Consider the following 13,586-nt stretch of genomic DNA (forward strand, 5'->3'; position numbering starts at 1 on the left):
ATGACCATCGATCGCCGCAATCTCAAGGTGCTCGCCAATTTCTGCTCGGCCGCCGCCGATGCCATGGCCTTTACGCTGATGCGCACCGCCCATTCCGCCTTCGTCAAGGAAACCGAGGATTTTTCCTGTCAGGTGGTGACGCGCGAAGGGCTGGCCTTCGCCAATCCCCGGCAATTCGGCGCGCCCTGGTATAGCGGCATCGACTACGCGCCGCTGCTTTCCATGTTCGATGAGTATGACGAAGGCGATATCTGCATCACCAACGATCCCTATAGCGGTTTCGTCGCCACTCACTCTCCGGACATCCACATCTGGAAACCGGTCTTCCATGAGGGCAAAATCGCCTGTTTCGTGGTCGGGCACATCCACAATACCGATGTCGGCGGCGCGGTTCCCGCCTCGCTGTCTCGCTCGCTTTCCGAAATCGAGCAGGAAGGCCTGCGCATCCCGCCGGTCAAGCTCGTTCGCAAAGGCAGGCTCGATCCCTTCATCATCGACATGATGAAGGCCAATGTCCGCATGCCGGAACAGAATATCGGCGACCTCCACGCCCAGATCGCCTCCGTCAATATCGGCGAACGCAAGATGCAGGAGATCGTCGCCCGTTTCGGCTTCGACGATTTTCTGGACGGTGTGCGCCAGATTTTCGACTATGCGGAAGAGCAGACCCGGCAAATCCTCACCCGGGTGCCCGATGGCGACTATTTCTTTGCCGATTATGCTGATGAGGATTCCGTTGGCGGCCGGCCATGCCGCGTGGCGCTGACGCTGAAAATCCGCGGCGGCGAAGCCATCCTCGATTATACCGGCAGCGACCCACAGCTCGGCTCGTCGCTGAACATGCCGACCGGCGGCCAAGAGCGGCATTCGCTCGTCATGGTGGGCCTGACCTATGTGCTTTATACGCTCGATAACAGCCTGCTCCTGAATGCCGGCACCCTGCGCCCGGCGCGGGCCGTGCTGCCGGAAGGCACGATCGTCAATTGCCAGCGCCCGGCCGCCGTCGGCATGCGTTCGCTGACCTGCGCCATGACCCAGATCGTCACCATCGGCGCTTTTGCAAAGGCCCTGCCGGAGCTTATCCCCGCCGCCTCACCCGGCGGAAACGCCATCATGAACATCAAGACCAGCGACAGGAACGGCCGCCCGGTCATGGCCTCCATCGGCCCGGTTGGCGGCGGCGGCGGCGGCACGCCCTTCTGCGACGGCAGCGACGGCGCGGGCGGCGCCACCGGTTTTCTGCGCAACACGCCGATTGAAATCAGCGAAGCGGAAGTACCGATCCTCTTCCGCCGTTATGGGCTGCAACGCGACACTGGCGGGGCGGGCCGTTTTCGCGGCGGGCTTTCCGCTGTCATGGAGTTTGAAATATCCTCGCCGGAAACTGTGGTCACGGCCCGCAACCGCAACCGTTCGGTGATGGCGAGCTGGGGTGTCAACGGCGCAGGCCCGGGGCTGATTTCCCGCTTCCTCCGCAATCCCGATACCGAGGGCGAAATCTCGCTCGGCAATACCGATATCGTCCATTGCGGCCCGGGCGATGTCATTCGTGTCATAGGACCGGGAGCCGGCGGTTACGGCGACCCCTTCACCCGCCCGCCGCAGGCCGTGCTGCGCGATGTACGGCGTGGTGCGGTCTCGGCAGAAAATGCTGCAAGGCACTATGGGGTGGCGCTCAACGGTGATGATATCGACGAAGAGGCGACGGCTGCCCTGCGCGCCGCGCCGCGCCGGAAGACGGACGATATCATCAGCTACGGACCAGAACGGCTCGCCTTCGAGGCGGTCTGGACCCGGGAACGTTATGATCTTCTGACGCAATTCCTGCAAAAATCGCCCGTGGGATGGCGCTTTTTCCTGAAACACCGGGTGTTTGAAGCGGTGGAAAACGAGGGCGATGATCCCCGCCCCCTTAGCGAGCGGATGGCCGGGATTTTCGACCGGATAAGCGCCCGCTACGGCGTTTGACCTGCGGCATATACCGGCCGCCGAAGATTGCGCTGTCTGCCGGTGGCAAAACAGGATTTTCATTCACCGCCCGCGCCGCAGTCGGTCGATGCTGCTTGCCATCAGGGATTAGCGTTGGGGCATATCCAAAGAGGATTCCACATGACGCTCAGCTTCGATCCAGACAGCTTATCCCTGCCGATCGGCCACTTCATCGGCGACCGGCTGGTTCCGGCGGCAAACGGCATCGACATGCGCCGCCCTTCGGACGGCATCGAATATGCCGGTTGTCCCAAGGCGGATGCGGCGCTGGTCGATGAGGCTGTGCAGACTGCCAAGGCCGCGTTGAAGAGCAGCAACTGGGGCGGCGTGCGCCCGCGCGAGCGCACAAAGGTCTTGCAGCGCTGGGCCGACCTGATCGAACAGGAAGCCGAGACGCTGGCGAAAATCGAGGCGCTCTCCTCGACGCGACCGGTGGGCCAACTAATCGCCGGCGATATCGCCGTCACGGCCGAACAAATCCGTTTCTTTGCCGAATTCGCGGACAAGGAAGGCGGCGATCTGGTGCCGACAGACGATGCAAGCCTCGGCATGATCATGACCGAACCCTATGGCGTCGTCGGCGCCATCACGCCGTGGAATTTCCCCGTCTCCATGGCCGGCTGGAAGCTCGGCCCGGCGCTCGCCGCAGGCAATGCCGTGGTGCTGAAACCTTCTGAAATGACGCCCTTCTCCAGCATCTTCATGGCGCAGCTGGCGATAAAGGCCGGATTGCCGGCAGGTCTCATCAACATCGTGCTGGGCGACGGGCCCGTGACCGGCAATGCCATCACCGGACACCCCGATATCTCCAAGGTCAGCTTCACCGGCTCCACGGCCGCGGGTTCGGCCATCATGGCAAATATCGCCCGCACCGGCATCAAGCCCATGACGCTGGAACTCGGCGGCAAGAGCCCGCAACTCGTCTTCGCCGATGCAGATATCGAGAAGGCGGCAGCGGCCATCGCCGGCAATATCCTCTCCAATGCCGGGCAGGCCTGTGTGGCCGGCTCGCGCATCATCGTCGAAGAAAGTGCGGCGGATGCCCTTTCCACCGCCATCATCGCCCGCATGAAGGCGGTGAAGCCCGGTCCGACCTGGGACGAGACGACGCAATATTCGCCGATCATCTCCGAGGTGCAGCGCAAGCGCATCGACGGCATCGTGCAGGCGGCGGTCGCCCATGGCGGTGAATGCCTGACCGGCGGTGCAGTGATGGATGGCCCCGGCTATTTCTATCAGCCGACGCTGATCGCCAATGTCGACCAGACCTCTCCTGCCGTCACCGAGGAAATCTTCGGGCCGGTGCTGACGCTGCAGACCTTCCGCACGGAAGAAGAGGCTCTGGCGCTTTCCGAGCATCCGACCTACGGTCTGGCGGCGGGTCTTTTCAGCCGTGACGTCTCGCGCGTCATGCGCCTGTCCCGCGCCATTCAGGCGGGCACGATCTGGGTCAACCGTTATGGCCGCTCGCGCGACCACATATTGCCGACCGGCGGTTACAAACGCTCCGGCATCGGCAAGGATCTCGGACGCGAGGCCTATCTCGCCAACCGCAAGAGCAAAAGCGTCCTTATCGGACTGTAACAGGGGTAATGTCTTGAAAACGCATCGCATCGCACTCATTCCCGGAGACGGCATCGGCAAAAGCGTGACGAACGCCGCATGGCAGGTGCTCAACGCCGCTGCTGAAAGCTCCGGTTTTGCGCTTGAAGGAACGGAATTCCCCTGGTCCTGCGCCTTCTACAAGGAAACCGGCGCGATGATGCCCAAGGACGGCATCGAAACACTGCGCGGCTTCGACGCCATTCTCCTCGGTGCAGTCGGCTGGCCGGCGGAAGTGCCGGACTCTGTCTCGCTGCACGGCCTGCTGCTGCCGATCCGCAAGGCTTTCGTGCAATATGCCAATATCCGCCCGCACCGGCTTCTGCCCGGTGTGCAGGGGCCTTTGAAGGCCGATGGCTTCGACATTCTCTGCATCCGGGAGAACACTGAGGGCGAATATTCCGGCGCCGGTGGCCGCGTGCATCAGGGCACCGACGACGAAGTTGCCGTCGAAACCTCGATCTTCACCCGCAAAGGTGTGGAGCGCATTCTGCGTTTCGGCTTCGAACAGGCGCAGAAGCGTCGCGGCAAGCTTGCCTCAATCACCAAGTCCAATGCCCAGAAATATTCGATGGTGTTCTGGGACGAGGTGACCCACAAGCTCGCTGCCGAATATCCCGATGTCGAGGTTTCCAGCTATCACATCGACGCCATGGCGGCCCGCATGGTCATGGCCCCGGAAAGCCTCGATGTCGTCGTCGCCTCCAACCTCTTCGGCGATATTCTGACCGATCTCGGCGCAGCCATTCAGGGCGGCCTCGGCTTTGCCGCTTCCGCCAATATCAATCCTGACCGCAGCGCGCCGTCCATGTTCGAGCCGGTGCACGGTTCGGCTCCGGATATCGCCCATCTCGGTATCGCCAACCCCATCGCCGCCATCTGGTCCGGCGCGATGATGCTCGAGCATCTCGGCGAAAAAGACGCGGCCGTGCGTATCATGACGGCGCTGGAAACGGCGACCGGCCGGGGCATCGGCACTGTGCCGGGCAAGGACAAGACAGACGCCATCACTGCCGCGGTTCTTGCGGCGCTCGACTGATTTCGGAGAATTATGATGCAGGGTTTGAAGGACAAGGAACTCTTTCGCCAGACGGGCTTGATCGGCGGCGCCTGGAAGGCGGCGGCATCGGGCAGGGCGGTCGACGTGATCGACCCGGCGACGCAGGCGGTAATCGGCACCGTGCCGGATATGGACGGCGCGGAAACCCGCGCGGCCATCGAAGCCGCCAATGCCGCCTTCGGCCCGTGGAAGAAAAAGACCCACGCCGAGCGCGCCGCCCTTCTTGAAAAATGGTTCGCGCTGATGATCGAGAATATCGACGATCTCGGCCTGATCCTGACCACCGAACAGGGCAAGCCGCTGGATGAAGCGAAGGGCGAAATTCGCTATGGCGCGTCCTTCGTCAAATGGTTCGCGGAAGAGGCCCGGCGTATCGGCGGCAGCATCATTCCTTCCCCGACGCCGGATCGGCGTATCGTGGTTCTGAAAGAACCGGTCGGCGTCTGCGGCATCATCACGCCGTGGAACTTCCCGAACGCCATGATCACCCGCAAGGTCGCGCCGGCACTTGCGGCCGGCTGCACCGTGGTCATCAAGCCTTCGGAATTCACACCCTATTCGGCCCTGGCGCTCGGCGTGCTTGCCGAACGGGCTGGCATTCCCGCGGGCGTCATCAACATCGTTACCGGCATGCCGACGGAAATCGGCAATGAAATCATGGCCAACGAGACGGTTCGCAAGATTTCCTTCACCGGCTCCACCCGCGTCGGTTCGCTTTTGATGCGCGGCGCTGCCGACAGCGTCAAACGCCTGTCGCTGGAACTCGGCGGCAATGCGCCCTTCATCGTGTTCGACGATGCCGATCTCGATCTCGCCATCGAAGGTGCGCTGGTTTCGAAATTCCGCAATGGCGGCCAGACCTGCGTTTGCGCCAACCGCATTCTCGTGCAGTCGAGCGTTTATGACGCGTTTGCGAAAAAACTGGCGGATCGCGTCGACGCCATGCGCGTTGGCCCCGGAACGGAAGCGGGCGTCTCCATTGGCCCGATGATCAACCAACCGGCGATCGCGAAAATCCGCGCCCATATCGATGACGCCGTTTCCAAGGGTGCCACGGTCATCACCAAGCCGCGCAATCTGCCGGAAGGTCCGCAATATACAGCGCCCGTGGTGCTGACGGGCGCAACGACGGCGATGCAGCTGGCAAGCGAGGAGACTTTCGGACCGGTCGCTCCGCTCTTCCGTTTCGAGACGGAGGAAGAGGCGCTCGCCATCGCCAATGGAACACCCTTCGGCCTTGCCGCCTATTTCTACACCGAGAACCTCAAGCGCGCCTGGCGTGTGGGCGAAGCGCTGGAATTTGGCATGGTCGGTCTCAATACCGGGTTGATCTCCACCGAGGTCGCCCCTTTCGGCGGCGTCAAGCAATCCGGTCTCGGCCGCGAGGGCGCGCAGATCGGGATCGAAGAATATCTGGAGACCAAGGCCTTTCATATCGGTGGGCTTGCCTGACGCCCACTTCTTTCCTCCCCGCCTAAAGGGCCGCTCTGCGGCCCTTCTTTTTGTGTGGATGCAACAAAAAACGGCCGGACAGCTGCTGTTAGACTGATGGAACGCCCACAAACCTCTCCTCCGTCATGCTCGGGCCTGTCCCGAGCATCTGCTACCGATTGATTTTACGATAGGTGGACAGATCCTCGGGACGAGCCCGAGGATGACGTCGAGTGTGGAGGATGATTTGTAAAAAACCCGAGCGACAGAAAAGCGACCGCACTCTACTGAATTTTGTCCAGCATCTTGTAATAAAAGCCCACCAGCGGCAGGAACCACGGCTTGCCGAAATGACCGGGAACCGCCGGCCAATCAAGCCCCTTCAGCGGGTTCTTGTCCGGCCGTCCCAGAATGGCGTCAGCCATAATCATCCCGAGATGCGTCGAGAGCTGCGCGCCGTGGCCGGAGTAACCCATCGCGTACCACACACCGTCATGAAAACCGGCGCGCGGATAACGGTCCTTGGTCATGTCCACCAGACCGCCCCAGCAATAATCGATCGGCACATGGGAAAGCTGCGGGAAGATGCGATGCAGACTTTCCGTCAGGATCGCGCCGCTTTTGGCGTCCGAACGCTGGTCCGACGTGGCGGAAAAGCGGGCGCGACCGCCGAAGATCAAGCGATTATCCGGCGCCAGACGAAAATAATTGCCTATATTCATGGAGTTAACATAGGTGCGGTTGCCGGGAACCGAGGCCTTGATCTCGGCATCCGTCAGCGGCCGCGTGGCGATGATGAAACTGCCGACGGCGATGATGCGGCGACGGAAATAACCGAAGCCGGACGGCGTGTAAGCGCCGGTCGCCACCAGAACATTGTCGGCCGTCACTTTGCCGCGCGGGGTTTCCAGTTCGTGGGTCCTGCCGTTCTGGATGTGCTTCGTCACCGCCGCATTTTCGAAGATCACCGCGCCATGACGGCTGGCGGCTTCGGCAAGGCCGGCCACATAACGACCCATATGCATCATGGCGCTCTTTTTCGAGAGCATGGCGCCATAAAAGGGCGAGCCGATCTCCGACTTTAGATCGGCCGCGGAAAGAAGCGCCGTATCGGGATCGACCTCGGCGTGAACCGCTTCGAAATTCTTCGCCAGACCTTCGAAATGCTGCGGTTTCGACGCCATTTTAAGCTTGCCTGCCCGGCGGAAATTGCACTCGATCCCCTCCTCCGCAATCAACGCCTCCAGCGTATCGATGGAGGAATCGAGCGCCTTGTAGAGCGCGATAGCCCGTTCCTTGCCAAGCTCGGCCTTGGCGGAGAGATAGGAATGGGCAAGACCGTTGTTGAGATGCCCGCCATTGCGGCCAGAGGCGCCCCAGCCGACCCGCTCCCCTTCAAGAACGACCACCCGCGCGCCGGCCTTGGCCAGCTGGCGCGCGGCCCCGAGACCGGTGAAACCTCCACCGATGACAGCGACATCGTAATGACCTTCGACGGGACCTTGCGCGGCACCTGAAAATTGCGGCGCGGTATCGTGCCAATAGGAGACGAACTTCATGGTCCCGACCTTTCCTTACAATCCAACCACGCCTGCCAGGCCGGAAATATCGGCGATTTCGACATAACCGTAATAGGGATTGGCCGGCTCGTGACCACGATTGACCCAGACCTTGTTCTTGATGCCGAGATCATGGGCCGACATCAGGTCGTAACGGAACGAGGAGGAAACATGCAGCATGTCTTCCGGACCGCAGCCCAGCATGTCGAACATATATTCGAAAGCCTTGAAGCGCGGCTTGTAGGCCTGTGCCTGCTCGGCGGTGTAAACCGCGTGGAAGGGCGCACCGAGCTTTTCGACATTCGACATGATCTGCGAATTCATGGCGTTGGACAGGATGACGAGGGGGATTTCCTTCGCAACCTTGGCAAGCCCGGCCGGAACATCGGCATGCGGGCCCCAGGTCGGAACGCGCTCGTAAACGAAGGTGGCGTCTTCATCCTTGAAGGCCACACCATTGCGCTTGCAGCTGCGCGAGAGCGAATTGTGAACCACCTGGGCGTAGGGCTTCCAGTCGCCCATGATCTCATCCAGACGATAGGCCGCAAAATTCTTGATGAACTGCTGCATCTGCGCTTCATCGAGACGATCGCCATAAAGATCGCGGGCGGCCTCTGCCATCTGGAAATTGATCAGCGTGCCGTAGCAATCGAAGGAGATGTATTTCGGGCGGAAGATGGTCATGTCGTCGTCATCCTTGCTTGGGGATCGGCCGTGCCGGAATGAATTGATCATAGAAAGCCTTTGCCCGGTCGACGCACCGCAATTGCCATTCGCGGAAGCAGATTGTTGCGTATGCAGCCGCCAGTTTGGCAGAGAGTTGCGTCGAGGCAAACCGGAAGCCGCCGCCGGTCCCCGGTTTACGGCCGAGTGCGGACAAGATGCGGCATAAGATGCGGCGGCGGATAAAAGCAACAGCGAAACATATCGAACCTTCCCATTTGTCGGGACAATCTTCTTTCGGCATCGGTCTATCAATGAATAAGCAGAAAAACGGAGTTCCGGCATGCAGGCGAGCCTGATCGATATCCAAACGTTTCAACCGGACCACCTCGACGCGGCCGTTGAACTTTCCCGCCAGGCCGGCTGGCCGCACCGGAAAGAAGACTGGGCGCTGGTCCTTTCCCTGAGCAAGGGTTTCGTCGCCCTGGAAAACGGACGCGTCGTCGGAACCGCCATGGCGACGCTTCTCGGAGACACCTGCGCCACCGTCAATATGGTGATCGTGGACGAGAGCATGCGCGGCCGCGGCCTTGGACGCCAGCTGATGGGCGCGGCATTGGACGCAGCAGAAAATCGCGAGTGCCGTCTTGTAGCCACGGCCGACGGCCTGCCCCTTTATGAAAAGCTGGGCTTCGCCGCCTGCGGCGAGGTGCTCCAGCATCAGGGCATTCCGGCCGCGACCGAAAGGCCGGAAGGTGTCACCTGGGCGGCAACCATTGATCCGGCCGAACTCGCCGCGCTCGATGCGCAGGCTTTCGGTGCGGATCGCACGGCCCTCTTTGCAGCCCTTGCCGACAGGGCGCGTTTCGCACTCGTCCAGGAACAGGGGGTCATCAAGGGCTTTGCAGCACTTCGCGCCTTCGGACGCGGCGAAGTCATCGGCCCTGTCGTGGCGGAAAATGCTGAAATCGCGAAAGATCTGATCGCATTCGTGTTTTCTGAACGTCCCGGCGCATTCCTTCGTGTGGACACCACGGCCGATACGGGCCTTGCCCCCTGGCTTGCCGAACGCGGTCTTGGCCATGTCGGCGGCGGCATCGCCATGCGCCGGTCGAAAACCGAAATCCCCGCCGACAAAAAACTGAAAACATTCGCATTGACCAGCCAGGCCCTGGGCTGAATCCGGAGAGACCCCATGTTAAGCAATTCACTGATCGAACTGGATCGCGCCCATCTGGTGCACCCTGTCTCCTCCTTCCGCGGCCATGAAAAGCTGGGCGTGCGGGTGCTGCAATCGGCACGCGGCGCCACCGTCACCGATATGACCGGCCATCAGCTGATCGACGGCTTTGCCGGCCTCTGGTGCGTCAATGCCGGCTACGGGCACGACAGCATTGTTGAAGCAGCGGCAAAGCAGATGCGTGAATTGCCCTATGCCACCGCCTATTTCGACATTGGCAGCGAACCGGCGATCCGGCTGGCCTCCGAGCTTGCCGACCGCGCGCCCGGTGATCTCAACCACGTCTATTTCACGCTTGGCGGTTCCGATGCGGTGGACAGCACCATCAGGTTCATCCGTTATTACTGGCACGCGAAAGGGGAGCCGCAGCGCGACCAGTTCATTTCCATCGAACAGGGGTATCACGGCTCCACTACCGCCGGCTCAGGCCTCACCGCCCTGCCGGCTTTCCATGCCGGTTTCGGCGTGCCCTACGACTGGCAGCACAAAATCCCGTCGCACTACGCCTACCGTAACCCGGTGGGAAGCGACCCGACCGCCATCATCGCATCCTCCCTGCAAATCCTGAAGGACAAGATCGAGGCCATCGGTCCGGACCGCGTCGCCGCTTTCTATGCGGAGCCGATCCAGGGTTCCGGCGGGGTTCTCGTGCCGCCTCCCGGCTGGATCAAGGCCATGCGCGACCTCTGCCGTTCCTATGGCATCCTCTTCGTCGCCGACGAGGTCATCACCGGCTTTGGCCGCACGGGGCCGCTGTTTGCCTGTGCCGACGAGGATATCGTGCCGGACTTCATCACCACCGCCAAGGGTCTGACCTCCGGCTACGTGCCGATGGGCGCCGTCTTCATGGCGGACCACGTCTATGATACAATAGCCGACTTCGCAGGCGAGGCCGCAATCGGGCACGGCTACACCTATTCGGCCCATCCCGTCAGCGCCGCCGTCGGCCTCGAAGTGCTGAAACTTTACGAGGGCGGGCTGCTGGAAAACGGCCGCCGCGCCGGTCAAAGGCTGATGGCGGGGCTTGAGAGCCTGAGAAACCATCCACTGGTCGGCGATGTCCGCGGGCGCGGCATGCTCGCCGCCGTCGAACTCGTGACCGACAAGGACAAGAAAACGCCGCTGCCGGCCGCTGCGGCCCCCGCACGCAAGGTTTTCGACCGCGCCTGGGAAAACGGTCTGATCGTGCGCGCCTTTGCGAACGGTATTCTGGGTTACGCGCCGCCGCTCTGCTGCACCGACAGCGAGATCGACGCCATCATCGAGCGGACGCTGAAGACCCTCGACCAGACGCTCGAAGACCCCGCGGTGCGGGCCGCCATGGCCTGAGGCGATAGCCGGGTGGCGTTGCGGCATCCTCTCGAAATGTCGCAACGCACCGCATATTCGCAATATTCTGCCGAAGAGCCGATCCATTTCGGCGAATCCGGTGTGCCGAAAGTGCCAAACTATTAATGCAAACGGCACTAAACGCCATAAAAAAGGGCGTAATCGTAAATGGGAACGGGGCAAGGATCCCGTCCGGGAACAGAATAATCTGCCGCAGGCTCCCCAAGAGGCTTACGGCGGCAAAGCGGAGACCGACATTGCCCAAAAAACTGTGCGACTTCAAATATATGAGCTTCGACGTGGTGGGAACCCTCATCGATTTCGAAGGCGGCCTGAAATCGACGCTGGCCGCAATCGGCGCGGAAAACGGCGTGGAGGTCGATGGTGAAAAGGCGCTCGCGCTTTACCGCGCAGCCCGTTATTCCGACGCGACCGACCTGTTTCCGGATGACCTCGTCCGCGTATACCTGATCATCGCTCCCGAACTTGGCTTGCCGGCGGAACGCGCACTCGGTGAACGCCTGCGCGATGCGGCAAAAAGCTGGAAAGGCTTTGAAGACAGCCGCGCCGCCATGGCCGAACTTGCCAAGACGCATCGCCTCATCGCCATGACCAACGCCCAGCGCTGGGCCTTCGAATATTTCTCGAAGGAACTCGGCAATCCCTTTCATGCCGCTTTCACGGCGGATGACACCGGCACCGAAAAACCCGATCCCGCCTTTTTCGAAAAGGTCTTCGCCTTTGTGGAAAGCGAGGGCGCATCGAAGGACGACATTCTGCACGTTGCGCAAAGCCAGTACCACGATATCGGCATTTCCCGAAAACTGGGCATGACCAATTGCTGGATCGAACGTCGCCACGCCCAGAAAGGATATGGCGGCACGATCGAGCCGGAAAACTTTACCGAGCCGGACTACCACTTCACCTCCATGGCCGGCCTTGCCGAAGCAGTGAAACAGACGGGCGGCTGAGCCGCCCCGCCAATGGCGTGCCGCGAACTGGGATGCGGCATGCCGGAAATTTCTTCAGACGCATTTCAACAAATCATACAAAAGGGGAAGACCATGAGTGACAGGATTACAAACTGGACCCGCTCCGACGACGCCGCCGTTGAACAGGCGATCCGACGCGGCGCAACGCGGCGTGAGCTGCTTCACATGCTGCTGGCGGGCGGCGTCGCCCTTTCCGCCGGCTCGGCCATCCTCGGCCGCGCCTCTGGCGCCGTGGCCGCAACCCCGGTATCCGGCGGCACGCTGAAAGCTGCCGGCTGGTCCTCCTCCACCGCCGATACGCTCGATCCGGCGAAGGCCTCGCTTTCGACGGACTATGTTCGTTGCTGCGCGCTCTACAACCGTTTGAGCTTCCTGGACGTTTCCGGCACACCGCAGCTGGAGCTGGCCGAAGCCATCGAAACGAAGGACGCCAAGACCTGGACTGTGAAGCTGCGTTCAGGCGTCACCTTCCATGACGGCAAGGCCCTGACGGCCGACGACGTGGTCTATTCGCTGAAGCGCCATCTCGATCCGGCCGTCGGTTCCAAGGTCGCCAAGATTGCCGCGCAGATGACCGGCTTCAAGGCTCTCGACAAGAGCACGGTCGAAATCACGCTGGCGAACGCGAATGCCGACCTGCCATCCATTCTGGCCCTGCACCATTTCATGATCGTTGCCGATGGCACCACGGATTTCTCCAAGGGCAACGGCACCGGCGCTTTCAAGCTCGAAAAATTCGAGCCGGGCGTGCGTTCGATCATGAGCAAGAACGCCAATTACTGGAAGTCTGGCGGCCCGCACATCGACAGCTTCGAATTCATGGCGATTTCGGACGACAATGCCCGCGTCAACGCCCTTCTCTCGGGCGATATCCAGCTCGCGGCCTCCATCAACCCGCGTGCGCTGCGCCTGCTCGACAAGCAGGAAGGTGTCGTTCTGTCCAAGACGACATCGGGGAACTACACCAACCTCAACATGCGTCTTGACCAGGCGCCCGGTAATAACGCCGATTTCGTCGCCGGCATGAAGTCGATCGTCAATCGCGAGCAGATCGTCAAGGCGGCCCTGCGCGGCCTCGGTGAAGTCGGCAACGACCAGCCGGTTCCGCCGATGAGCCCCTATCACAATCCGGACCTCAAGCCGAAAGCCTTCGATCCTGACAAGGCGAAGTTCCACTTCCAGAAGGCCGGCCTCATCGGCCAGTCCATTCCGGTCATCGCATCGGATGCGGCAAGCTCTTCAGTCGACATGGCCATGATCATCCAGGCTTCGGCTGCCGAAATCGGCGTCAAGCTGGATGTGCAGCGTGTTCCCTCGGACGGTTACTGGAGCAATTACTGGCTGAAGGCGCCGGTCCATTTCGGCAACATCAACCCGCGCCCGACACCGGACATCCTGTTCTCCCTGCTCTACGCTTCCGACGCACCGTGGAACGAAAGCCAGTACAAGTCGCCGAAGTTCGACAAGATGATGCTGGAAGCGCGCGGCATGCTCGATATGGACAAGCGCAAGCAAATCTACTTCGAACTGGAAACAATGATCGCCGAAGAAGCCGGCACCATCATTCCCGCCTATATTTCGAACGTCGACGCCATCAGCTCCAAACTCAAGGGCCTGGAAGCCAATCCGCTCGGCGGCATGATGGGTTATGCCTTTGCGGAATACGTCTGGCTCGAAGCCTGATAGACCATGGAGCCGGGCGCGAAAATGCGCCCGGCAGC

Annotated in this window: 11 protein-coding genes; 8 read left to right on the plus strand and 3 right to left on the minus strand. The window is 61.3% G+C overall.

The features are described from left to right. The 4 genes from ACQZ5K_RS05455 to ACQZ5K_RS05470 all read left to right on the plus strand — a co-directional run bounded on the left by ACQZ5K_RS05455 (position 1) and on the right by ACQZ5K_RS05470 (position 6,103). Positions 1 to 1,968: a hydantoinase B/oxoprolinase family protein gene (locus tag ACQZ5K_RS05455; RefSeq protein ID WP_448739809.1), complete on the plus strand. Its 1,968-nt coding sequence runs from the start codon at positions 1 to 3 to the stop codon at positions 1,966 to 1,968. A gap of 141 nt (positions 1,969 to 2,109) precedes the next feature. Then, positions 2,110 to 3,573 carry an aldehyde dehydrogenase family protein gene (locus ACQZ5K_RS05460; RefSeq protein WP_448739810.1) on the plus strand — a complete coding sequence of 488 codons (1,464 nt, stop codon included), beginning with the start codon at positions 2,110 to 2,112 and terminating at the stop codon, positions 3,571 to 3,573. Between the two features lie 13 nt (positions 3,574 to 3,586). Next, entirely contained in the window at positions 3,587 to 4,630 is a 1,044-nt protein-coding gene (locus tag ACQZ5K_RS05465) for a tartrate dehydrogenase (protein ID WP_448739811.1), read from the plus strand. 15 nt (positions 4,631 to 4,645) lie between these two features. After that, positions 4,646 to 6,103, plus strand: coding sequence for an NAD-dependent succinate-semialdehyde dehydrogenase (locus ACQZ5K_RS05470; RefSeq protein WP_448739812.1), 1,458 nt, complete (start codon positions 4,646 to 4,648; stop codon positions 6,101 to 6,103). A gap of 263 nt (positions 6,104 to 6,366) precedes the next feature. Here the strand turns inward: ACQZ5K_RS05470 and ACQZ5K_RS05475 are convergent, their stop codons facing one another. The 3 genes from ACQZ5K_RS05475 to ACQZ5K_RS05485 are packed head-to-tail and all read right to left on the minus strand — an operon-like array spanning position 6,367 to position 8,683. Continuing rightward, the gene (locus tag ACQZ5K_RS05475; RefSeq protein ID WP_448739813.1) at positions 6,367 to 7,641 is read right to left on the minus strand and encodes an NAD(P)/FAD-dependent oxidoreductase; all 1,275 of its coding nucleotides are present in this window, start codon (positions 7,639 to 7,641) and stop codon (positions 6,367 to 6,369) included. 15 nt (positions 7,642 to 7,656) lie between these two features. Then, positions 7,657 to 8,325 carry a haloacid dehalogenase type II gene (locus tag ACQZ5K_RS05480; protein ID WP_035221404.1) on the minus strand — a complete coding sequence of 223 codons (669 nt, stop codon included), beginning with the start codon at positions 8,323 to 8,325 and terminating at the stop codon, positions 7,657 to 7,659. 7 nt (positions 8,326 to 8,332) lie between these two features. After that, on the minus strand, positions 8,333 to 8,683 hold the full coding sequence (locus tag ACQZ5K_RS05485) for a hypothetical protein (protein WP_127755741.1): 351 nt from the start codon (positions 8,681 to 8,683) through the stop codon (positions 8,333 to 8,335). On the opposite strand from ACQZ5K_RS05485, the gene ACQZ5K_RS05490 reads away from it, so the two are divergent. The 4 genes from ACQZ5K_RS05490 (at position 8,648) to ACQZ5K_RS05505 (ending at position 13,548) form a co-directional block, all read left to right on the plus strand. Then, positions 8,648 to 9,484 (plus strand): GNAT family N-acetyltransferase, encoded by an 837-nt coding sequence (locus ACQZ5K_RS05490; RefSeq protein ID WP_448739814.1) that lies wholly within the window; start codon positions 8,648 to 8,650, stop codon positions 9,482 to 9,484. The genes ACQZ5K_RS05485 and ACQZ5K_RS05490 overlap by 36 nt on opposite strands. Positions 9,485 to 9,499: 15 nt before the next feature. Next, positions 9,500 to 10,873: an aminotransferase class III-fold pyridoxal phosphate-dependent enzyme gene (locus tag ACQZ5K_RS05495; protein ID WP_448739815.1), complete on the plus strand. Its 1,374-nt coding sequence runs from the start codon at positions 9,500 to 9,502 to the stop codon at positions 10,871 to 10,873. 257 nt (positions 10,874 to 11,130) lie between these two features. Continuing rightward, complete coding sequence (locus tag ACQZ5K_RS05500; protein WP_448739816.1) at positions 11,131 to 11,844, plus strand: HAD-IA family hydrolase; 714 nt, start codon at positions 11,131 to 11,133, stop codon at positions 11,842 to 11,844. Between the two features lie 93 nt (positions 11,845 to 11,937). Then, a complete protein-coding gene (locus ACQZ5K_RS05505; RefSeq protein WP_448739817.1) occupies positions 11,938 to 13,548 on the plus strand; it encodes an ABC transporter substrate-binding protein in 1,611 nt (536 codons plus the stop codon). Positions 13,549 to 13,586: the final 38 nt, after the last annotated feature.

The sequence above is a fragment of the Agrobacterium sp. 22-226-1 genome, from assembly GCF_053522345.1.

Bases quoted from the DNA above. Each gene is read 5' to 3' on its own strand.
- ACQZ5K_RS05495 (WP_448739815.1), top strand. From the start codon at position 9,500: ATGTTAAGCAATTCACTGATCGAACTGGATCGCGCCCATCTGGTGCAC.
- ACQZ5K_RS05470 (WP_448739812.1), top strand. From the start codon at position 4,646: ATGCAGGGTTTGAAGGACAAGGAACTCTTTCGCCAGACGGGCTTGATC.
- ACQZ5K_RS05460 (WP_448739810.1), top strand. From the start codon at position 2,110: ATGACGCTCAGCTTCGATCCAGACAGCTTATCCCTGCCGATCGGCCAC.
- ACQZ5K_RS05475 (WP_448739813.1), bottom strand. From the start codon at position 7,641: ATGAAGTTCGTCTCCTATTGGCACGATACCGCGCCGCAATTTTCAGGT.
- ACQZ5K_RS05490 (WP_448739814.1), top strand. From the start codon at position 8,648: ATGCAGGCGAGCCTGATCGATATCCAAACGTTTCAACCGGACCACCTC.
- ACQZ5K_RS05505 (WP_448739817.1), top strand. From the start codon at position 11,938: ATGAGTGACAGGATTACAAACTGGACCCGCTCCGACGACGCCGCCGTT.
- ACQZ5K_RS05455 (WP_448739809.1), top strand. From the start codon at position 1: ATGACCATCGATCGCCGCAATCTCAAGGTGCTCGCCAATTTCTGCTCG.
- ACQZ5K_RS05480 (WP_035221404.1), bottom strand. From the start codon at position 8,325: ATGACCATCTTCCGCCCGAAATACATCTCCTTCGATTGCTACGGCACG.